The following is a 21,089-nucleotide window of genomic DNA, read 5'->3' on the forward strand; positions in this document are numbered from 1 at the left end:
CGCACTATTCCAACGCTTCGATATTCTGTGGCGCCAGCCTGCCCTTGAGCAGATCGCGCAATGCGATAACATTGCCCTTCAATCGTCCCTTGCGATCGACCCAGGGCTCCGGCCGCCAGACCTTTATGAGATTGGCGACAAGATTGCGGCCGATCTGCGCTGCCGCCTGCGGCACGCTCATGGTCCGCTTGCGCATGAGATAAAGCGGGTTGGCGATCTGCGAATAGCCGAGACGGACGCCGCCGGCCCGGCCGCCCTTCGTACCGAGATGAACGCCTTCCAGCTGTCTGGCGCTGACAACCTGGCCATAATGGGCGACCAGCCTGCTGAAATCGACATCCTCAAGCCAGCCATAGAAAGGCAGGTTCTCGTCGAAGCGCAAAGCGGCGGCCCTGACGATGGCCATGCGGATTGCCATGTTGCAGCCATAGGCATTGTAGATCGGCCGAAGTTGCATGGCAGGCTCGGATCGCCGCCGGCGCTTGCCATCGACCAAGCGTAAGCCATCGCGAACAGAGATACCAGGCCCGGTGATTCCGTCCGCCAGGACCTTGCCGCTGCACATGGCAACGTCAGGCTGGAGCTGGAACAGCCGTTCCGTCTCCTCGACATAGGTCGAGGTCATCAGAAAATCGTCGTCAAGGAACAGAACGATATCGGCATCCTGCACATTGTCGAGGATCCTGTTGCGCTGGCGGCAGAGGCCACGCTCCGAGATCAGAACCTGGACCGGAATGTCGAGATTCCGAAGGCAGCTTGGATCGATATCCTCCGGTGAGGACAGACAGACAACGATCTCGTCCGGCTTGCGCGTCTGGTTGGCGATATGCGGGAGAATGGACGATAGGATATCGCGGCGGCCCGAGCTTGCAATGCCGATGGCGATCTTCAAGGGACGGCTCGTCGCGTGACCCGTCAGGCGCCTTGCGGACGCGCGCAGCGGACGCCCCTCCTGCCTGCGGCGCCAGAGGCGTATCGGTTGGCGACGGCGCTTCTCGTAGCTGCGGTTGGCGATGATGCCGAGGATATTGATCGCCGACGTGCCGAAGCTTGCAAGCGCATCCGACAATCGTTCGACGGTCATCTTGTTCGTCTGGCCGACGACCACGACGATACCTTCGAGATAGGTGCAGATGACGCGGGTATCGGCGGAATCCTCGAAAGCCGACATATCGACGATGACGACCTTGTATTGCCGCCGCAGCAGATCGATCTCGGCCTTCAGCGCCGGCAGATGCCCATAGCGCTGGAAGGCGGCGACGGATTTTTCGGTCTCGTCGACGGTGACGACCGGAACACCACCATGGCCGTGCACGATTCCCGCCTCGGGCTCGTGATCGGCCTTCGCGACGAGCAGGCCACCCTCCTGGGCAACGGCATAGCGGCGCGGCACATCATTGATGCTCAGCGCCTCCATGCCGAATTCCGTGCCGGACTCGGTCACGACGCAGCTCAGTCGGGCATTGAGGAAGTCGGCATCGATCAACACGACGGATGCGCCTTCATGCTGGTAGAGTTGGGCGAGATTGGTGGCGATCGTGGTCTTGCCTTCGCCGGTGCCGACCGAGGTGATGCCGACCACCATCGGCGCGTTTGGGGGGAATGCTGAGTCGATCGAATGCTTGACGCCGCGCAGCGCCTCGGAAAATTGCGAATAGGGCGTATCGAGCACGGATCTGAGCGGCAGCATCGTTCGCCGCCATGTGGCATTCGCCGCCACCATGCTTCCGGGCAGGAACGAGGGGCTCACATAGACGGGAACATGGCCGAGAGAGCTGATCCCCAATTCGCGCCGCAGTTTCTCGCTGGAACTGACGCGCCGGTCCAGGCCATCCCGCAAAAGTGCCGCCATGACACCGGCCGCAAGACCAAGCATGGCAGTAAAAGGCAATACGAAGGAGGATTTAGGCCAGGTCTTCGAAAGCGGCACCGCGGCAGCCGTCACGACGCGAACATTGCCAAGCGGAAAGGATTCCTTCTGCAGCGCGCCGATCAGCTGCTGCAATATGCTCTCATACATCCGGCGATAGGTGGTGGCTCGGCTTTCCATCTCCGACAGCTCCACCCGCGCCAAATTCTTGTCGGTGCCGGCATCCTTCAATGAGGTCAACTCGTTGCTCAGAAGCTTCTCGCGGGTCTTGGCGACATCCAGATTTGCCTTGTAGAGTGCCTGGATGCGCTCGAACTCCTTGCGCATGTCACCCTTTACCCGATCGATTTCCTGCTGGGCGGCAATGATGGCGGGATTGTCGGCATCATACCGGCTTCTCAGGTTGTTGAGCTTGGTCGTCGCTGCTCCGAGATCCTCCTGGAGCTTCTGTATGCGCGAATTGTTCATCGTCTCGTCGACATCCCCCTCGATCTTGCCGCCCCCCATGAGCTGGTTGAGGGTCTCGAGCTTGGCCGATTCGGCCGCGGTCTGCGCCTTGGCAGCAACGGCCTGGCTGCTGATCTCGGACAATTGCTGCTGATCGAGGGATGAGGAGTTACTGATCTCCATGATGCCGTTCTTGGCGCGAAATTCCTCCACGCTCATGGATGCTTCACGCGCCTGCCTGCCGACTTCGATCAGGCGCGTCTCCAGCCATCTGGCGCCGCTTTGCGCGGCGGAAGCGCGTTCGGACAGGCCGGTGCTGATATAGGCTTTCGCAATGGCATTTGCCGCCTGCGCCGCCTTGTTGGGATCGACCGAGCTGTACCCGATCTCGAGAATATAGGACTGGCCGACGCGATTGACGGAAACCCGAGAAAGGAATGACGCCATGGTCCGGCGCATCACGTCGTCACTGGTTTCCGTCTTCACGCCATCGTCGCCATGCCTGAAATAATTGACGATGGCGCGCATCTTGTCGCGCAGGCTCGCCTGCCATGACATGCCGCCTATGATTTCCGGATCTTCCGTGAGGTTGAGTTTCTGAACGACGGCGCGCGCGATCGCTTCCGATTTGACGATCTCGACCTGGCTTGCAATTTCGGCGGCCTCGATGATGACCGTGCCGGTGAATGCATCCTGCGAGACGATGCGTCCCTGATCCGGATCCATGACGAGGCGTGTGGTCGCCAGATAGACCGGCTTGGTTGTGGCCATGTAGAAGACGCCGGCGCCAAGGCCGAGCGCGGTGAACAGGGTAAAAAGCAGCCAATGGCGCTGCACGAAACGCCAGACGTCGCGAAACGAAATATATTCGTCGTCCCCCATGCTCTTGCTGTCCGACGGCATGCTGCGCAAGCCTTTGCCGATCTCGTGAACTGCCATGACTATCGCCCCCTTGGCTCACTTATCCTTATTGGGATTGACCGGTATCGGCCGACGAGAGCGTCGTGCCGTCCAGGCTTCCCGAAATGTTGTAGCGCACGTCGAGAACATCCCCCGGCTGCAGCTCGGTCGCTTCAGACGCCTTGATGGCAGCGGCCTCGTCGCCGTTTCGGGTGATCCAATATTCAAGCGGCTGGAGATCGAGCGCCTTCATGCTCTGGCTGCGAGAGAGCGAGGCGCCGGATATCTGCAGCAGCTGCAGGGTCGTGTTCCGCTTGAGTTTCGTATCCTCGATTTCCGTCTCGGCGATCTGGAGCTGTTGTCCGGCGTCCGTCTTGCGCTGGCCTTTGAGATTGAGTGCATCGCGCTCGGTCTCGCTCAGCTTCTGCTTCGCCTGCATCGATGCAACGACGAGGTCCAGCTTGCCGGCCTGCATCTCGGCAACGATCCGTTCCAGCGAGGTCTTGCGGGACGTCGTCAGGATCTTGGTATCGACCAGCTTGGAGATATCGTTCAATTCATCCTGCGCGATCTTCACCTGTTCGTCCTGCGACGACATCTTCTCATCGAGAATGTTGATTTCATTGCGCAGCAGCACTTCGAGATCCGCGGCGGCGGCAAGTTGCTGGCGCAAGGCCTCGGCCCTTGCATTGAACAGGTCGAGCTCGCTCATCATGATCTGCCAGACCGCCGACCCTTGAGGTGCTGCCTTGATCTCCGGCGGAAATGTGATTGCCGGCTGATCATTGAGTTCCGCCAACAGCCGTGCCCGCCGTGCTCCGAGCTGCTTCAGCTGCAGCTCCATGCGGCTGATTTCCCCCGCATAGCTGATCTGCTGCGCCTCTGAGTATTCCCCCCCCTGGGTTGAGCGGCGCTCGCGCCCCCCCGCCATGGCGATCGCCTGCCTGACGGTCAGGCCCGGTCTGAATTCCAGCTCGCTGCGCTTCTCTACCGCGCCGGACACGTAAACCATCGGATATTTGACGACTTCGACCGAAGCCGTGGGCGCCACCGCCAAACCGGTGATCTGCTTCAATCTTTCGCCGATAGCCGCGCTGATGTCGTCCACCGTCTTGTCGCCAACCTGCATCTGCCCGATCATCGGAATCGAGATCGAGCCCGATTGCGACACGACATATTCGCCGTTCAGCGCCGTCCATTCCTTATATTCGCCGGTCGCGGCAATCCATTCGACGATGGCGACCTTGATCCGGGCCTGGGGGCCGACACGGTAGACCTCGCTGGCTGCGGCGGCGTGGGCGATGTCGAGCACGCCCGCGCCGGAAAGCATCAATGCCAGTAGCCATGGCGCCATGCGCCGGGGCGGCCTGGAGATGGAATGGTAAGGCAAAGCTGAAACTCTGAACATGAGCCGAAATCTCGCTTTCGTGTCGCTTGCACCGTCGGGCAGCCGAGGCGCACCCTCCCGTAATCTTCAACGAGATCAGCAGCTGAACGCATAACGTGTAAATCCCCTCCCGAAGCAACAGGGCTTATCATTTCTGACAGGGAGGAAGACGTTCCTGCAGTCACTTAGTCGGGGGGATATATCCTTGTGTGCAGGCTTCGATCCCCAGCTAAATCTTTTGGTTACTCCCTTCGGCCATTTGGATGCCGTAGTGAACCGATGTAGGCCCTGTCGCAAAAGTTGCCGTCTGACAATCTTGTTTCGACCCATGGAGGGATGAGCAATGCGGATAGCGATCGTGCATTACTGGCTTGTGTCGATGCGAGGTGGAGAGAAAGTCGTCGAGGCGCTCTGCGACATGTATCCGGACGCCGACATCTTCACCCTCGTCTACGATGAAAGCCGCGTTTCGGAGAAAATCCGCAAACATAAGATCATCACATCGTTCCTGCAGCGGATCCCGGGCGCGGTCAGAGGCTACCAATCGCTTCTGCCGCTCATGCCCTTCGCGCTGGAGAGTTTCGATCTTTCGGATTACGACCTGATCATCTCCAGTGAATCAGGCCCGGCCAAGGGCATCATTCCGCCGCCGCAGGCAACGCATGTCTGCTATTGCCATTCGCCCATGCGCTATCTCTGGGATCACTATCATTTCTACCGATCTCACGCGGGGCTGGCATCACGGCTGATGCTGCCGATGCTTGCGCCGCTTTTGCGCTCCTGGGACGTCAACACCAGCCTGCGCGTCGATCGTTTCGTCGCCAACTCGCATCATGTCTGCGATCGCATCAGCAAATATTATCGGCGCCCTGCAACGGTGCTCTACCCACCGGTCAATGTCGATGATTTCGCGCCGGCCACCTCGATCGAGGACTTCTATCTCTGCGCCGGCCAGTTGGTCCCCTATAAGCGGATCGACCTCGCCGTGGAGGCGTTCACCCGGATGAACCGCAAGCTGGTTATTATCGGCGAAGGCAAGCAGATGGACGAGTTGAAGCGCATCGCCGGTCCCTCCGTCACTTTCCTGGGTCGAACCCCCTTTGCAGTGCTGAAGGAGAAGCTGGCCCGGTGCCGCGCCCTGATCTTCCCCGGTGAGGAAGATTTCGGCATCGTTCCGGTCGAAGCCATGGCCAGCGGACGGCCGGTCATCGCCTATGGAAGCGGCGGGGCGCTGGAGACGGTCGTGCCGGGCGTGAGCGGTGTTCTCTTCAACACGCAGTCTGCAGACGCGCTGATCGAAGCCGTGCTCGATTTCGAGGCAACGGAGCATCGCTTCCGCCCCGAGGCGCTGCGAGCACATGCGGAGCAGTTCAGCCTGCACAAGTTCACGACGGGCATGCGGGCAATCATCAACGAGGAGCTGCTGATCCGCAAGGCCGTTAAGCTTCGCAATCCCCAGGTCGTCGCAGCGGTTCAACGCGGGCTTGAGGCACAATTGCCCGCACTTGCCGCAAAGCCGCACAGCACGACGCTGCAATAGACCATGCCGAACCATCACCTGTGATTGCCGCCGGGATAGGCACGTTCCCTCCGCGCGGGTTTTCCTGCCCGCTCACTTCCCTATCATGATCTTCAGCCGAAGCTGTACACTCGCCGGACTGCGCGTCCGAAACCGTCGGTTAACCATCTCACACCTACCGTTCACACCGACGCTTCCGAAAATGAACTGATTCCATGTCCGGCTCCGGCAAGACAGGACAAGGCAAAAAGGATCCGACGATGACCGACGATGCAGCCGAGATGACGCTCCTATCCGAAATCCAGACCTTGGAGAGCCATTACTGCGAATATCCCGGCTGCCTGAAGCGAGGTGGCCTCGGCTACGATGTCGGCGATGGAGAAAGCCAGTTTTTCTGTCATGAGCATAGATGGAGGGAGTATCGTCAAGACGGAGCGCGGCGATCGTTCTTCGAAGAAGAGGCAGCGGGAATCGAAGCCATCATGGTCGAGCCGCGAAGCATTGCCTTGTAAGAGCGCGTAAAGCACCTGCGGTGGCGATCCTCCACGGCAAGCCGCGTCCTTGGGTTCGCTTTCGCATGTCGCCTTAATTGTTCGGCGGCGCCACGCTCTCCCGCAGGATCAGCCTGCTGCGAATAGTGATGCGCAGGTCCCTCTCCGTCTCCGCTTGTCCGATGGTATCAAGCAGGCGGGCGACGGCTGCCTGACCCATTTCCTCGAACGGCTGTTCGATCGTCGAGAGCGGCGGGAAGCAGAATTCGCAGACCGGCGCGCCGTCGAAGGAAACCACCGACAGATCATCGGGAATGCGCAGGCCCGTTCGCCGGATGCGGCTGACGAAGGAGATCGCCATGTCATCGCTGGTGGCGATCACCGCCGTCGGCCGGTCCTTCAGCCGCACGAAATCGACGGCAGCCTGAACACCGATCTCGAAGCCCTTCTGGAAATCGAGATCGCCTCCGGACCGCGACAGCGCCTGCTTCGAAATGCCGGCGTCGCGCAGAGCTTCCAGGGTGCCGCCATAGCGCTCGATATCGTGATAATTGCCCTGCGGCCCGGCGATGTAGAAAAAACGCCGGTGCCCCATCCTGATAAGCTCTGCCACCGCGTCACGCATCGCCTCGCGATCATTGGTCACGACGCTCGGTACGCCGGCGTCGCTCATGTCGAGCAGCATGGAAACGATCGGCAGGCCGGCATTCGCCAGAGATCTGCCATCGATCTCCGGCAGCTTCGACGAGAGGATGATGGCGCCACGAATGGTGCCGCCGAAGGCGAGATTGAGAATATGCCGTTCCGACTCCGGGTCACGGCCAAGATTGGCGATCATCAGGTTATAGCCATTCTGCAGCAAGGCCTTGTTGATGCTATGCAGGACATGCGGAATGACCTGGGAGACGCCGTAATAGAGCGATCCTGGAAGAATGATCATGATGGTGTTGGATTTACCCACCCTGAGACCACGAGCCATGGCGTTAGGCGTGTAGCCCAGCTGCTTGGCTGCCGCATCGATCTTGGCGCGCGTCTTCTCGTTGACACGTCCGGGATTAGCAAGAGCGCGGCTGACCGTAGAGATCGCGACCCCTGCGAGCCTCGCGACATCGGCCATCAACGGTCCGGATTGCTCCTCGACGGGCATATCCTTGTTATCTTTCACTTTTCTGTTTCCTTCCCGGTGCCTGACGCGGCGGATGCTATGGCAATTCCCGCCGTTTAGCAAACGTTTGCCAAAAATCGCTTGCATATGGAAACGACTTGTCTACTATCAAGTTATGGCAAACGATTGCCAAAGCATAGTGCATTGAAATCATTATGGATTATTCCCTGCTGGACGTGTTCCGCAGACGATTGTCCTTGGCTTTGAGAACGGACAGCATCATGGGTTCGACCGAACGGCTTCGCTTTGGCGTGGATCTCGTCACCTTTTTCCATCCCGGTTTCTGGGGCGTCGAGGATTACGACGGCATTATCGCGCTGTCGCGCAGCGAATCCCGCGCCTTCTGGGACAAGATCCTCGATGCCGTGCAAGCCTCCGGCGTCACCGGTGTCGAGCTGACCTTCTCTCCTTTCAACTGGCAGGATGCGACGAAAACCTATGGTTCGGTCGAAGCCTTTGCGGCCGAGCTTTCCAGGCGCGGCCTGACACTAGCAAGCGGCTTTTTTGCCGAGCTCGAGGCGGGGGGCGACTTCACCGAAGCAGCGGCGCAGGCGGCCATCATCGAGAAAGCGGAGAGGTACGCCGCGTTTCTCAAGGCCTGCGGCAGCGACATCATGGTCATCGGCGCGCCGCTTCGCCAGACGCCAGGCGCCGAGCCCGTGCGGTTCTTCGATTTCGAGCAGGCCCGCAAGATCGCCGACTTTCTCAATCGCCTTGGCGCCATCCTCTACGCAAAGGGTGTGCGGCTTGCCCTTCACACGGAGGCGCATTCGATCTTCGCCGCATCGCGCGATGTCGATCTTCTGATGCTGCTGACCGATCCCGCCTATGTCCACATGTGCCCGGACACCGCCCACATCATCGTTGCCGGTTCCGATCCGCTTGAGGTCGTCGAACACCATCACGAGCGGGTCATCATCGCCCATTGGAAGGATGCGCTCGGACCGATGCCGGCAGATACGCCGATCGACGAGCATATTCACGATCGCCATCGCCCCTATTTCTGCGGCTTCGGCCTCGGCCGTGTCGACTGGCCGGGCTGGATCAGGCTGCTGCGCGATCGCGGCTACGAAGGCTGGGCCATCCTTGAGCTGGATGCAGCTCCCGATCCCGTCGGCGACATCGCCAACGGCTTGACGCTGGTAAGGCAGGCATTATTGCCGATCTATCGCTGATTTCATGACCTGAAGACCAATGGCCCCGCAAAGAGGGCCTTCTTGAAGAGGTGGAACGATGAAGAATACGATGAAATTGCTCATGGTGGGGGCAGCACTCGCGGCAGCCTCCGCCCCGGCCCATGCCGAAGACAAGGCAAAGGCTGAAGTCATGACGTCATGGACATCAGGCAGCGAAGCCGCCGCCCTTGATGTCATTAAACAGGAGTTCGAAAAACGCGGCGGGGACTGGAAGGATTCGTCCATTGCCGGCTTCGGCGCTGCCGATGCCGCCTTCCAGAACCGGCTGGTCGCCGGCGATCCGCCGACCGCCAAGCAGGCGGTCATCGGCCTTGCCAATGCAGATTTCGTCAGTCAGGGCCTGCTGAGCCCGATCGACGATCTCGCGAAGGCCGGCAAATGGGCCGACATACTGCCGAAATCGATCCATGACCTCATCACCTATAATGGCCAGGTCTATCTTTCCCCCACCGGCGCTCACGGCGAGAGCTGGGCCTTCTATTCCAAGGATGCCTTCGCCAAAGCCGGGGTGAACGAAGAGCCCAAGAGCTGGGACGAATTCTTTGCCGCACTCGACAAGCTCAAGGCCGCCGGCGTGCAGCCGGTCGCCTGGGGTGGCCAGTCCTGGCAGGAAGCCAAAGTCTTCAATATGATCCTGCTGACGCAGGTCGGCATCGATGGCTTCCTCAAGATCTATGCCAGCAAGGACAAGGGCGATGCATCCGTCGAGGGCGTGAAGAAGACGCTCGATATTCTCGGCAAGCTGCGCGGTTATGTCGACGAAGGTGCCGCGGGACGTAACTGGAACGACGCCACCGCGATGGTCATCACCGGCAAGGCCGGCGTACAGTTCATGGGCGACTGGGCCAAGGGCGAATTCGTTGCGGCGGGCAAGCAGTTGGGCAAGGACTACGGCTGCATGCTCGTTCCACAATCCCCCGGGATGGTCTATGTCGCCGATGCCTTCTCCTTCCCGAAGATCGCCGATGCGGCATCGCAAAAGGGACAGGCACTGCTGGCTGAAGTCGCCATGGACCCGGCGGTTCAAGTCGCGTTCTCGCTGAAGAAGGGCTCGGTGCCGATGCGCACGGACGTCGACAAGTCGAAGCTCGATATGTGCGCGCAGAAGGGGTTGGAGCTGATGGGCGCCGGCAAGATCGTTCCGGACCAGGCGCTGATCCTCTCGCCGCAGCAGGCAGGCGCTCTCAACGACTTCGTCGACGAGTTCTGGAGCAACCCATCGGAAGACAGCGCCTCCGGTGCCGAGAAGTTTTTCGGGATCTTCGAATAGCGCCTTTGCCTCGGGCTGGTCGGCGATGTGATCGTCGATCGGCTCCTTCCGTTCTTTTGAGAGAGTTTGCTCATGCAAGCCAAGCGCAGACGTTCCGTGGCTGCGACCTTTGCACTGCTGCCGACATGGATTGCCGCGATCTTCGTCTACATCGGCACCATGGTCTGGTCGGTCCGGCTGTCCTTCACGGATTCGACGATCTTCCCGTCGTCGAACTATGTCGGCTTTGCCCAGTATGCCAGGCTGTTCAAGAATTCACGCTGGCTGGCATCGCTGGAGAATGTACTGATCTTCGGCGTTCTCTATGTCGCGGGATGTCTGGCGCTCGGCTTCGTGCTGGCAGCGGCGCTTGACCGCAAGGTCCGTTTCGAAAGCGTATTCCGCACCATATTCCTCTACCCCTATGCCATGTCCTTCGTGGTCACGGGGCTGATCTGGCAATGGATGCTGAACCCCACGCTCGGCATTCAAGCGACCGTAAGGGCGCTCGGCTGGCACGGCTTCGTCTTCGACTGGATCGTCAATCGCGACATGGCAATCTACACCGTCGTCTTCGCCGGCGTCTGGCAGGGCGCCGGTCTCGTCATGGTCATCGCACTCTCCGGCATGCGCGGTATCGGCGAGGAGCAATGGAAGGCGGCCCAGATCGACGGCATACCGGTCTGGCGCATCTACCTTTCGATCATCCTGCCACAACTCGGACCGGCCCTTGCGGCATCCGGAATGCTGCTCTCCATGGGCGTGATCAAGACCTACGATCTGATCGTGGCGCAAACCGGCGGCGGCCCCGGCTATTCGACCGAGGTGCCGGCGAAATTCATCATGGACAATCTGTTCGAACGCCAGAATCTCGGGCTTGCCAGCGCCGGTGCCACCGTGCTGGTGCTTTCCGTCGTCATGGCCGTCGCCCCGTTCCGCTATGCGCTCACCATGCGCGCCAGAAGAAGGGGAGCGCATTGATGACAATCCGCCCTCATCCTCGTGGTCCCAAGCCGTCCAGGCTCAGTGGCAGCCAGATCGGGCTCTATGCCTTCCTGATCCTGTCGGCGCTGTTCTTCCTGCTGCCTCTCTACACAATGCTCGTGACGTCGCTGAAGTCGATGGAGGAAATCCGCCAGGGCCATATCTTCGCCCTGCCCGGCACCATCGATTTCAATGCGTGGAAGACGGCCTGGTCTGGGGCCTGCATGGGCACGCAATGCCTCGGCGTGCGCATTGGTTTCTGGAATTCGGTCAAGATCACCGTGCCCGCCGTCGCCATTTCCGTCCTCATCGGGGCGATCAACGGTTATGCATTGTCGATGTGGCGGCCGAAGGGCTCTAATCTTCTGTTCGGGCTGCTGATGGCGGGCGGCCTGATCCCCTACCAGATCTTCCTCTATCCGCTGGTGCGGCTGCTCGCCAATCTCAACCTCTACAATTCGCTGGCCGGCGTCGTCCTGGTGCATGTGATCTTCGGCCTGCCACTGGTCACGCTGCTGTTCCGTAACTATTTCGTCGCAATCCCCGAAGAGCTCTGCAAGGCGGCCCGTGTCGACGGAGCCGGTTTCTGGCGCATCTTCCTAGAGATCATGCTGCCGATGTCGGTGCCGATGGTGGTCGTCGCCTCCATCTTCCAGTTCACCGGCATCTGGAACGACTTCCTGATCGGCCTCGTCTTTGCCGGCCGCGACAATCTGCCGATGACGGTCCAGCTCAACAACATCGTCAACACCACCATGGGCGAACGCGCCTACAATGTGAACATGGCCGCCACCATCCTGACCGCTGTCGTTCCGCTCGCCATCTATTTCTTCTCCGGTCGCTGGTTCCTGCGCGGTGTCGCAGCCGGCGCCGTCAAAGGGTAATGCCATGCAGCCTGCCGTATCGGTAAAAGACCTCAAGATTGCCTATGGCGACCATACCGTCATCGAAAAACTCTCCATCGACATCGCTCCGCGTGAGTTTCTGGTACTTCTCGGTCCATCCGGCTGTGGGAAGTCGACGCTTCTCAACGCAATCGCCGGATTGCAGGACATCCGCGACGGCGAGATGTGGATCTCCGGAAAGAACGTGACCTGGGAGGAGCCGAAGGATCGCGGCATAGGCATGGTGTTCCAGTCCTATGCGCTTTATCCCCGCATGACCGTTCGCCGGAACCTGTCCTTCGGCCTGCGCGTCGCTGGTCTGCCCAAGCCGGAGATCGAGGCGCGCATCGCCCGCACAGCATCCCTCTTGCATCTTGAAAATCTGCTCGACCGGCGGCCGTCGGAACTCTCGGGCGGACAGCGCCAGCGCGTCGCGATCGGCCGCGCGCTGGTGCGCGAAGTGGATGTCTTCCTGTTCGACGAACCGCTCTCCAATCTCGACGCCAAGCTTCGCAACGAGCTGCGCGTCGAGATCAAGAAGCTGCATCAGAGCCTCGGCAATACGATGATCTATGTGACGCACGATCAGGTCGAGGCGCTGACGCTTGCCGACCGCATCGCCATCATGAGGGACGGCGTGATCCAGCAGCTTGCGAGCCCTTCGGAGATCTATCATCGGCCCGCCAATCTCTTCGTTGCAGGCTTCATCGGCGCCCCGGCGATGAACTTCATCAAGGGCGAGATCGCGATCAAGGCTGCTGCCCCGGTCTTCGAAAGCAGCGGCCTCACCGTCCAGCTGAGCGACTATCCCTTTCAGGCGCCCGTCGAGCCGGGTCCCGTAACGCTCGGGATCCGGCCGGAACATATCGCTCCGGATGGAGGAACGGGATCCCTGCCGACCATCGCCGGTATCGTCTCGGTGGTCGAGCCGATGGGTGCCGACACCATTGTCTGGTTCGACTGGACCGGGCAAAGCCTCTCCTATCGCATCATGGGCGACACGGTGCTTCAGCCCGGCGCGGCAATCGCACCCGGTATCGACATCGCCAAGGCCTCCCTCTTCGACGCCGATGGCGTCCGTCTCTGAAATATACGGAAAATATCTATGTCTCAGACTGTTTATGACGCGCTGGTCATCGGCTCCGGCGCCGCCGGCTCCTTTGCCGCCAGGGAATTGACCGCTCAGGGCCTTTCCGTGCTTTTGCTCGAAGCCGGTCCGGCGGTAAGCCACAAGGATTTCGATCCGGCACGCAAGAAGCTGCCGGCCAGCAGCATCAACATCTGGGAGCGCGCACGCGCCACCATGAAGGGGCAGCCGATACAGGCCCGCGCCGCTTTCTTTACCGAGCGCTTCAGCCATTTCTTCGTCAATGACCGGAAAAATCCCTATACGACCCCGAAAGATGCGCCTTTCCTATGGATCCGCGGCCGGCAGGGCGGCGGGCGCCTGCACAGCTTCGGCCGCGTGCTGCTGCGCTGGACGGACGACGACTTCAAGATCCGGTCGCGAACCGGCAAGGGCGTGGACTGGCCGGTCGTCTATGACGACCTCGTGCCTTACTACGAGGAGGTCGAGGCCAGCCTCGGCCTCTATGGCAATCCCGACGGCGTGGAGACGCTGCCGGACGGCATCTATATCAGTCCGGCGAAACTGACGCCGGCCGAACAGGTCTTCAAGAATGAGGTGGAGGGCCGCTGGCCGCAACGGCATGTCGTGTCCTGGCGCTATATCGCGCCGGATGCGGAACGCATGCCGAAGCCCTTGAGAGAGGCGCTTGCGACCGGACGGTTGACCATCCGCCACGACGCCATCGTCCGCCGGATCGAGACCGACGAGCAAGGGGTTCGCGCCACGGGCGCGGAATTCATCGATCGCGTCACCGGTAGGGTCGAGACCGCGCGCGCCAACCTCGTCGTGCTGTCGGCCTCGCCGATCGAAAGCGTGCGGCTGCTTTTGAATTCTGCATCCCCGCGCCATCCCGAAGGTCTCGGCAACAGGTCCGGCGCGCTCGGGCGTTATTTCATGGATCAGCTGCCCTGCCTTGCCTTCGGCTCCTTCTCGAAGGCAAAGGGATGGGCGGTAGACGATTCCGCGCCCGTCGATCCATTCTATAACCCGTCAGGAGGTATCTTCGTGCCGCGTTTCGGCACCGGCGATACAGGGCGCGGTGATTTCGACTACCAGGGGAGCATCGGCCGGGCACCCACGCCCGATGATGAGCCCGCGCGGCTGGCATTCTTCGGCTTCGGCCGCATGCTGCCCTATGCGGATAACCGCATAAGCCTCAATGCCAGGCGCAAAGATGCCTGGGGGATTCCCATTCCCCATATTCGCTGCGTCATGGGCCAGGAGGAACATGCGCTTCTGCGCCAGCAGGAAGAGGTGCTGATCGAGATGGTGCGCGGCGTCGGCGGAGATCTGGAGTTCATCGGCTCCCCGACAGGCCTCAGGGAAATGGGGCGCGGCGCCTTCCCGGACGCCGATCCCTTCAGCCGTTTCATGTTCCGCACATGGTTCCGCAAGACCATGTGCATGGGCGCGGCAATTCACGAGACAGGCGGTGCACGGATGGGAGATGATCCCAGCAATTCCGTACTCAACCCCTATAACCAGCTTTGGGACGCACCCAACGTCATCGTCACGGACGCCAGCGCATTCCCCGGAAGCGGCATCGCGGGCACGACCCTCACCGTCATGGCCCTGACGATCCGCGCATGCCGGCATCTCATCGGCAAACACTAGGCACACCACACGTTGCCGCTCTCGGAAGACACCGGTCTCCTTCCCAGAGCGGCAACGGTTGCTTGGATTAAGCCCCTCACAACGCGCCGTTCAAAACCCTTATCCTCGAACTCGGGTAGGGAAACCGCGCCACGATCAGCATTGGTGCAATCGAGACGTTTCGGACGTGCGCAGTCCTCTTGGGCAGGTCGAAGCTCCGCCGCCGGCGTTGGCTTCTGTTAGCCGTTAATCGAAAGCCGCTCGATCCCGTGCGCAGCATTCCGCAGATGCGCCCGATCCATTTTTGCCCCGTGGCGAATAAAGTCGCTCACTGCCCAGGAAACACCGATTGTTTGGAGATGCGCTGCGTCTTCTATTCCCATTTTGATCAAGATCGCCAATCGCTCGGCTAGGATGTTGCAGGAGCGCTCACTGTTGTCGAACCACGGCTGTTTGATGATGCTGGCCAATACTTTTTGGAGTGTATCGGTCTGCTTCGGCGACAGACGGCCACTCATAACACGGCGAAAACGCTCCATTACGCATTCTCCAAACGCTATCGCCCGTGTCGTTTCGCGAACGGCTGCATCTTCGAAAGGGAGTTGCCTCAATGGCTCGGTGGCCAGCAGGCCATCTTCCCCGATCGACGCCTGCCGATGGTCCACTCTCACATCGCGATCACCCTGCCTTCATGGCTTGGGACATTAGGCAGATTCCTGCCCGGCTCCTACGTCCATTTTTGACGAGCGACGAATACAACAAGCATCAGCATGGGCATTTGGGCGCCTTTTGGTGGTGCTGTGGAGCGGACGCTCTATCAAGTCGGTGTGCGTCCGACGACAATGAAAGGGGCATCTTGATTGCCGCCGGACGCTGCACTCTTCGGCTCGCGGGTGGCATCCGGGCCGACAATTAGAATATTAGCATCAAGCGTTGGTTTGACGTACCTACCCGAATGGGTTGCCGCCTTCGCCTGCCACCTACCCACCGGAAAAGAGTACATGTCTCTATCTCGAAGTGGTCGGTGGAAGCGATTGGAATGCCGATTGTCTCAGCGGCGTTTTTTTCAATTCGTCTCGCGAGCCGGTCGCTATGCTTCCTGCACGAAATGCCCCGGAGAAACCTCCCGGTAGATCCGTTTCGGCGGCTGGTAATCGAGGGGCCTTACCGCACTCTTGATCTCATCTGAAGGCTGCGGCGCCAACTGACCACGGCGCGACGGATCCGGGATCGGCACGGCCGAAATCAGCCGCCGCGTGTATGGATGTTGCGGGTTATCGAAGATCGCCGCACGCGGGCCTATTTCGACGATTTCTCCAAGATACATGACCGCGACCCGATGGCTTACGCGCTCCACGACCGCCATATCATGGCTGATGAAGAGATAGGCGAGCTGCCGCTCTTCCTGCAGCTCAAGCAAGAGGTTGGACACCTGCGCCTTGACCGATACGTCGAGCGCCGAGACAGCCTCGTCCGCAATGATGAATTTCGGATCGAGCGCCAGCGCCCGGGCGATCGAGATACGTTGGCGCTGGCCGCCGGAAAATTCGTGCGGATGGCGGTCGGCCATTTTCGCTGACAGCCCGACCTGTTCGAGCAACTCGCTGACCCGCCCCTTCACTTCGCGCCTGCCTATCACGCCATGGGCAAGCATCGGCTCCGCGATTGCCGAGCCGATGGTGATACGCGGATTGAGCGATGCGAACGGATCCTGGAAAATCATTTGCGACGTGCGACGCATCGCACGCAATTCGCGCGTATTCGCTTCCGTGACGTCCCGCCCATCGATCATAACCGAGCCTGCGGTTGGATTGATCAACCGAATGATCGCGCGACCGGTCGTCGATTTGCCGCAGCCGGATTCGCCGACCAGCGAAAGGGTTTCGCCGGGGCGCAGATCGAACGAAACGCCCTCAACGGCATGGATGCGGCCATTGGGCAGGTCGAACCGCACCGAAAGATCATCGACCTTGAGAATTGGTGCAACCGTTCCGGAAACGCTGCGCATTTCGCGGCCGTCCGACGCCTCGCCGGTCGCGGGATCGACCTGCGGAAAGCGACGTGGAGCCACGGCATTGCCCATCGTGCCGAGCCGCGGAATGGAAGCAAGCAGCGATTTCGTGTAGACAGCCTTCGGCGCGGCGAAAATCTCGCGCGTCGGGCCGGTCTCGATCATTTCGCCGCGAAACATGACGACCGTGCGGTCGGCGATTTCAGCGACGACGCCCATGTCATGCGTGATGAAGAGCACGGCCATGTTCTCTTCGCGTTGCAGCTCGCGAACGAGGTGAAGGATTTCCGCCTGGATCGTGACGTCGAGCGCCGTCGTCGGCTCGTCGGCGATCAGCAGCTGGGGCCGACAGGCAAGCGCCATGGCAATCATCACGCGCTGGCGCATGCCTCCGGAGAATTTGTGCGGATATTCGTTCAGCCGGGTTTTGGCCGCCGGAATACGCACGCGCTCCATCAGCCGCACAGCCTCGGCCTCGGCCGCCTGCCAGGACAGGTTCTGGTGCAGCACAAGCGCCTCTGCGATCTGGTTGCCGATGGTGAACACCGGATTGAGCGAGGTCATCGGCTCCTGAAAGATCATGCCGATCGAGCCGCCGCGAACCCTGCGCATCTCCGCCTCGGAAACTTTCAGGAGATCCTTGCCCGCAAGCAGGATCCTGCCGTCGCATCGCGCTTTGCCCACGGGCAGAAGACGCATCGTCGAGAGGGCCGTCACGCTCTTGCCGGAGCCGGATTCACCGACGATAGCGACGGTTTCCCCGGCACCGACCTGTAGGTTGATATTGCGGATGACGGCACGCCAGCCCTCGCTTGTCCTGAACGACGTCGTCAGGTTCTCGATGGCGAGCACAGGTTGAGTAGCGGAGGTCATGTCGGTCATGATCAGCTCTCCTTCACAAGACGCGGATCGACCAGATCGCGCAGGCCATCGCCGAGCAATTGCAGCGACAGGACCGAGAAGACGATGGCAAGGCCCGGAAAGACCATGAGCCAGGGCGCGTTGTTCATGAATTCCCGGCCGGAAGCGAGCATGGTGCCCCAGGTTGGAGTATCGGAGGACACGCCGACGCCGAGGAATGAGAGGCTTGCTTCGGCCAGCATCGCCGAGGCGAAGACGAAGGTGGCCTGCACCAGAATGGGTGACGCCAGATTGAGCAGGACGTGGCGGCACAGGATCTGCCAGGTCGGCAGGCCCATGGCGATCGCCGCTTCGATATAGGGCAGTTCCCGCAAGACCAGGGTGGAGCCTCGGACGATACGGGCCAGCCGTGGCGCATAGGTGATCCCAAGCGCCAGGATCACAGTCACCAGCGACGGCCCGAGTGCCGCGACCAATGCGATGGCAAGCAGAATGTCGGGAAACGACATCATGGCATCAAGCAGGCGCGAGATCGGCGCATCGAACTTGCGGAAATACCCCGCAATGACACCAAGAAACACGCCAAGCAGCGTCGAAATGCACACCACACCAAGACTGACCAGCAACGAAACGCGGCCCGCGAAGATCGCGCGCGAAAAGATGTCGCGCCCGAACTCGTCGGTACCGAAGATATGAGCCTGCGATGGTCCTTTCAGCTTGTTGATGATCGAGAGCTTGTTCGGCGCGTAAGGGGCGATCCAGGGAGCCAGGATGGCGGCGACGATGACAACAAGCAGGATGATGGCACCGAGCAGCATGGCACGATTGCCGAAGAGGCGTCTAAGGCTTGCAGCAAATGGAAGCGTGAGGGAGCTGGCGGTCATGGGCGCACCCTCGGATCGACGACAATATAGAGCATGTCGACGACGAAATTGATGAGGACATAGATGGCAGCCACCACCAAAAGCGCGCCCTGGATCACCGGATAATCGCGCCGCAGGACGGCTGATACGACCAGATTGCCGACACCGGGCAATCCGAAAACGGTCTCCGTGACGACAGCGCCGGCGACGAGCATCGCAACGGAAAGGCCGATAACGGTGATGATCGGGATGAGCGCATTCTTCAGGCCATGCTTCAGGATGACGCGGCGTTCGCTCGCGCCCTTTGCGCGGGCGGTGCGCACATAGTCATCGCCGAGCACGTCGAGCATAGCCGCGCGCGTGAACCGCGTGATCATGGCGGAGTTGACGATACCCAGAGTAATGGCTGGCAGGATGAGATGGTGCAGCCGCTCGAGGAAGCCGGTGTCCGGACCGCCATATCCAGAGGCTGGAAACCAGCCCTGGCCGACGGCCAGGATCTGGATCAGCATCAGGCCGAGCCAGAAACTCGGCACACTCGCGGCGACCATGGTCAGAACAACGACGATCTGATCGAAGAGCGTACCGCGCTTGACCGCCGAGATGATCCCGACGGGAAGCGCGATCGCCGTTGCGATCAGAATGGAGAACAGCGTCAGGAAGAAGGTGGGCTCGGCGCGGGCGGCCAGTGCCTGGGTCACCGGCTGATTGAGAAAGATCGATTGCCCGAGGTCGCCCTTCAGCAGGCCCAGGACGAACTGGACATATTGAACGAGCAGTGGCGCATCGAGCCCCATCTTGGCGCGCAGCTGCGCAATGTCCTGCGGCGTGGCATCGGCCCCCAGCATCACGGCCGCCGGATCGCCCGGGGTAACCCGGACGATGATGAAGACGACCGTGACGACGAGCGCGAGCACAATCACCATGCCTCCGAGACGTCTCAAAAGCGCCTGGGCGATCTTTGCCATGTGCTTCCAGCCTTATTTCTTCGGGGTGACGTTCCAGAAATGTGGCCAATAGGTCGGCGTATAGCCGGTGACCGACGCGGAAATCCCCGAAAGGGCATTGAAGTTGCCGACCTTGTAAAGCGGCGCGTCATCGTAGATCACGGTCTGGATGCCCTCCCAGGCCTTCTGCTTGGCATCGTCGCTCGTGGCGTCCATATAGGCGGAGACGGCCTTCGCCTTCTGGTCGGACACGTACCAGCCGGGATAGCTGTCCGTGATCGTGTTGATCGTTGTGGGGTCGCCGGGGAAGTTGGAGTGGGTAATGAAGATATCCCATTCCTTCGGGTCGGCACGGCGGGTCGTCAGCGTTGCCCAATCGACGACCTGCATGTCCACCTTGAAACCGGCAGCTTCCAGATAGGCCTTGGCGACCTCGCCGATCTTGTAGTGGAATTCATATTGCCGGCTCGTCAAAAGCCTGAGCGGTGTGCCGTCATATCCGGCATCCTTCAGCAGCTTGGCCGCCGTTTCGGGATCACCCTCACCATAGCGAACGACGCCAGCATCGGTGTGCCAGAACGATCCCTTCGGGAAGAAGGAGCCATCGACGCTGAAGAAGCGCTGATCGTTGAAGGCGGCTAGCATCATGTCGGAAGAGTTCAACGCGGCCTGCACGGCCTGGCGCAAGGGCTTCTTTACAAACAGACCTTGCTTCATGTTCATGTTGAGCGACACCCATCCGGTATTTTCGAAGATCACGGGTTTAGCGTTGCCGCTCTTCTCGACGCGCTCATAGGCGCTGACCGGCAGGGAGTCGGCAAAATCGAACTGTCCGGAAATCAGGCCTTCCACGCGGGTATTGGCGTCCGGCACGGGCACGAAACGGATTTCCTTGGCGATCGCTTCGCGTTTGCCGGCATAGTTGTTCGGTTCGCCCTCGGGGGACTTGTAGCCATCGAAGCGGACAAGCTGGGTGTACTGGTCGGGCTTGCGCTCCTTCAGCATATAGGGGCCGGTGCCGATGAAATCGGTAAGCGTATCGGCGACCTTTTCCGAGGGAAGGATGATTGAAGACTGCGACAGTGTTGCCAATAGCGGCGCATAACGCGACTTCAGCTTGATGATGACGGCATGATCACCATCGGCCGTCAGGCTATCGACGATGCCGGCAACCTGCTTGCCCTTGGAATTGACACTCATCCAGCGCTTCAGCGAAGCCACGACATCCTTGGAATCAAAGTCACTGCCATCATGGAACTTGACGCCTTCGCGCAGCGGGATGCGATAGGTAAGACCGTCATCCGAAATCGTCGGCATGGCCGTCGCCAGCAGCGGAACGGATTTCCACTGGGCGTCGTAGGTATAGAGCGTCTCGAAAATATGCTGATCGACGGTCAGCACGATGTCGGTCGGCGTCTGCATCGCATCGAGCGTCGGCAGTTCACCGATGGTGGCGACAGTCAGGACGCCATCAGAAGATTGTGCGGTCGCCAAGCTGCTTGTACCGGCAAGCATGGCCAGCGTGATCAAAACGAATGCGCTCTTCTTCATCTCATTCCCCTTCTATTTTCGTTGGTATCTGGTCGAGTTCGT

At 60.4% G+C, this 21,089-nt stretch carries 16 protein-coding genes; 8 read left to right on the top strand and 8 right to left on the bottom strand.

Annotation, left to right across the window (positions count from 1 at the left end):
* Window positions 1–4 precede the first annotated feature (4 nt).
* Both FHT84_RS09900 and FHT84_RS09905 read right to left on the bottom strand, forming a co-directional pair.
* Window positions 5–3,256 carry a Wzz/FepE/Etk N-terminal domain-containing protein gene (locus tag FHT84_RS09900; protein WP_183762003.1) on the bottom strand — a complete coding sequence of 1,084 codons (3,252 nt, stop codon included), beginning with the start codon at window positions 3,254–3,256 and terminating at the stop codon, window positions 5–7.
* A gap of 28 nt (window positions 3,257–3,284) precedes the next feature.
* On the bottom strand, window positions 3,285–4,571 hold the full coding sequence (locus FHT84_RS09905) for a polysaccharide biosynthesis/export family protein (RefSeq protein WP_246698508.1): 1,287 nt from the start codon (window positions 4,569–4,571) through the stop codon (window positions 3,285–3,287).
* A gap of 376 nt (window positions 4,572–4,947) precedes the next feature.
* On the opposite strand from FHT84_RS09905, the gene FHT84_RS09910 reads away from it, so the two are divergent.
* Together FHT84_RS09910 and FHT84_RS09915 are read left to right on the top strand one after the other, a co-directional pair.
* Window positions 4,948–6,144: a glycosyltransferase gene (locus FHT84_RS09910; RefSeq protein ID WP_112345663.1), complete on the top strand. Its 1,197-nt coding sequence runs from the start codon at window positions 4,948–4,950 to the stop codon at window positions 6,142–6,144.
* A gap of 239 nt (window positions 6,145–6,383) precedes the next feature.
* Complete coding sequence (locus tag FHT84_RS09915) at window positions 6,384–6,635, top strand: hypothetical protein (RefSeq protein ID WP_145644870.1); 252 nt, start codon at window positions 6,384–6,386, stop codon at window positions 6,633–6,635.
* A gap of 73 nt (window positions 6,636–6,708) precedes the next feature.
* Here the strand turns inward: FHT84_RS09915 and FHT84_RS09920 are convergent, their stop codons facing one another.
* Window positions 6,709–7,779, bottom strand: a complete 1,071-nt coding sequence (locus tag FHT84_RS09920) for a LacI family DNA-binding transcriptional regulator (RefSeq protein ID WP_183762006.1) — start codon at window positions 7,777–7,779, stop codon at window positions 6,709–6,711.
* Between the two features lie 221 nt (window positions 7,780–8,000).
* Here FHT84_RS09920 and FHT84_RS09925 point away from each other — a divergent pair, with 221 nt between their 5' ends.
* The 6 genes from FHT84_RS09925 (at window position 8,001) to FHT84_RS09950 (ending at window position 14,835) form a co-directional block, all read left to right on the top strand.
* Window positions 8,001–8,954, top strand: a complete 954-nt coding sequence (locus FHT84_RS09925) for a sugar phosphate isomerase/epimerase (protein ID WP_183762009.1) — start codon at window positions 8,001–8,003, stop codon at window positions 8,952–8,954.
* 58 nt (window positions 8,955–9,012) lie between these two features.
* Entirely contained in the window at window positions 9,013–10,245 is a 1,233-nt protein-coding gene (locus FHT84_RS09930; protein ID WP_183762011.1) for an ABC transporter substrate-binding protein, read from the top strand.
* Window positions 10,246–10,317: 72 nt separating this feature from the next.
* Window positions 10,318–11,205: a sugar ABC transporter permease gene (locus FHT84_RS09935; protein WP_113248949.1), complete on the top strand. Its 888-nt coding sequence runs from the start codon at window positions 10,318–10,320 to the stop codon at window positions 11,203–11,205.
* Window positions 11,205–12,092, top strand: coding sequence for a carbohydrate ABC transporter permease (locus tag FHT84_RS09940; RefSeq protein WP_113248950.1), 888 nt, complete (start codon window positions 11,205–11,207; stop codon window positions 12,090–12,092). Before FHT84_RS09935 ends, FHT84_RS09940 begins: the two co-directional genes overlap by 1 nt.
* Before the next feature lie 4 nt (window positions 12,093–12,096).
* A complete protein-coding gene (locus FHT84_RS09945; protein ID WP_113248951.1) occupies window positions 12,097–13,179 on the top strand; it encodes an ABC transporter ATP-binding protein in 1,083 nt (360 codons plus the stop codon).
* An 18-nt stretch (window positions 13,180–13,197) separates the two neighbouring features.
* The gene (locus FHT84_RS09950; RefSeq protein ID WP_112345656.1) at window positions 13,198–14,835 is read left to right on the top strand and encodes a GMC family oxidoreductase; all 1,638 of its coding nucleotides are present in this window, start codon (window positions 13,198–13,200) and stop codon (window positions 14,833–14,835) included.
* 218 nt (window positions 14,836–15,053) lie between these two features.
* Here the strand turns inward: FHT84_RS09950 and FHT84_RS09955 are convergent, their stop codons facing one another.
* The 5 genes from FHT84_RS09955 to FHT84_RS09975 all read right to left on the bottom strand — a co-directional run bounded on the left by FHT84_RS09955 (window position 15,054) and on the right by FHT84_RS09975 (window position 21,047).
* A complete protein-coding gene (locus FHT84_RS09955) occupies window positions 15,054–15,353 on the bottom strand; it encodes a hypothetical protein (RefSeq protein WP_183762013.1) in 300 nt (99 codons plus the stop codon).
* A gap of 551 nt (window positions 15,354–15,904) precedes the next feature.
* Window positions 15,905–17,707 (bottom strand): ABC transporter ATP-binding protein, encoded by a 1,803-nt coding sequence (locus FHT84_RS09960; RefSeq protein WP_113248954.1) that lies wholly within the window; start codon window positions 17,705–17,707, stop codon window positions 15,905–15,907.
* Between the two features lie 2 nt (window positions 17,708–17,709).
* Window positions 17,710–18,570: an ABC transporter permease gene (locus FHT84_RS09965; RefSeq protein ID WP_145644858.1), complete on the bottom strand. Its 861-nt coding sequence runs from the start codon at window positions 18,568–18,570 to the stop codon at window positions 17,710–17,712.
* Window positions 18,567–19,508 carry an ABC transporter permease gene (locus FHT84_RS09970; RefSeq protein ID WP_183762180.1) on the bottom strand — a complete coding sequence of 314 codons (942 nt, stop codon included), beginning with the start codon at window positions 19,506–19,508 and terminating at the stop codon, window positions 18,567–18,569. Before FHT84_RS09970 ends, FHT84_RS09965 begins: the two co-directional genes overlap by 4 nt.
* A 21-nt stretch (window positions 19,509–19,529) precedes the next feature.
* The gene (locus tag FHT84_RS09975) at window positions 19,530–21,047 is read right to left on the bottom strand and encodes an ABC transporter substrate-binding protein (protein WP_183762015.1); all 1,518 of its coding nucleotides are present in this window, start codon (window positions 21,045–21,047) and stop codon (window positions 19,530–19,532) included.
* Between the last annotated feature and the right edge of the window lie 42 nt (window positions 21,048–21,089).

Source organism: Rhizobium sp. BK289 (assembly GCF_014193575.1).
GTDB classification, from domain to species: domain Bacteria; phylum Pseudomonadota; class Alphaproteobacteria; order Rhizobiales; family Rhizobiaceae; genus Rhizobium; species Rhizobium tropici_C.

Excerpts from the sequence above, each read along its gene's own strand:
- FHT84_RS09950 (WP_112345656.1), top strand. The coding sequence starts at position 13,198 with ATGTCTCAGACTGTTTATGACGCGCTGGTCATCGGCTCCGGCGCCGCC.
- FHT84_RS09945 (WP_113248951.1), top strand. The coding sequence starts at position 12,097 with ATGCAGCCTGCCGTATCGGTAAAAGACCTCAAGATTGCCTATGGCGAC.
- FHT84_RS09930 (WP_183762011.1), top strand. The coding sequence starts at position 9,013 with ATGAAGAATACGATGAAATTGCTCATGGTGGGGGCAGCACTCGCGGCA.
- FHT84_RS09965 (WP_145644858.1), bottom strand. The coding sequence starts at position 18,570 with ATGACCGCCAGCTCCCTCACGCTTCCATTTGCTGCAAGCCTTAGACGC.
- FHT84_RS09940 (WP_113248950.1), top strand. The coding sequence starts at position 11,205 with ATGACAATCCGCCCTCATCCTCGTGGTCCCAAGCCGTCCAGGCTCAGT.
- FHT84_RS09960 (WP_113248954.1), bottom strand. The coding sequence starts at position 17,707 with ATGACCGACATGACCTCCGCTACTCAACCTGTGCTCGCCATCGAGAAC.
- FHT84_RS09910 (WP_112345663.1), top strand. The coding sequence starts at position 4,948 with ATGCGGATAGCGATCGTGCATTACTGGCTTGTGTCGATGCGAGGTGGA.
- FHT84_RS09935 (WP_113248949.1), top strand. The coding sequence starts at position 10,318 with ATGCAAGCCAAGCGCAGACGTTCCGTGGCTGCGACCTTTGCACTGCTG.
- FHT84_RS09955 (WP_183762013.1), bottom strand. The coding sequence starts at position 15,353 with ATGGAGCGTTTTCGCCGTGTTATGAGTGGCCGTCTGTCGCCGAAGCAG.
- FHT84_RS09915 (WP_145644870.1), top strand. The coding sequence starts at position 6,384 with ATGACCGACGATGCAGCCGAGATGACGCTCCTATCCGAAATCCAGACC.
- FHT84_RS09975 (WP_183762015.1), bottom strand. The coding sequence starts at position 21,047 with ATGAAGAAGAGCGCATTCGTTTTGATCACGCTGGCCATGCTTGCCGGT.
- FHT84_RS09905 (WP_246698508.1), bottom strand. The coding sequence starts at position 4,571 with ATGGCGCCATGGCTACTGGCATTGATGCTTTCCGGCGCGGGCGTGCTC.
- FHT84_RS09900 (WP_183762003.1), bottom strand. The coding sequence starts at position 3,256 with ATGGCAGTTCACGAGATCGGCAAAGGCTTGCGCAGCATGCCGTCGGAC.
- FHT84_RS09925 (WP_183762009.1), top strand. The coding sequence starts at position 8,001 with ATGGGTTCGACCGAACGGCTTCGCTTTGGCGTGGATCTCGTCACCTTT.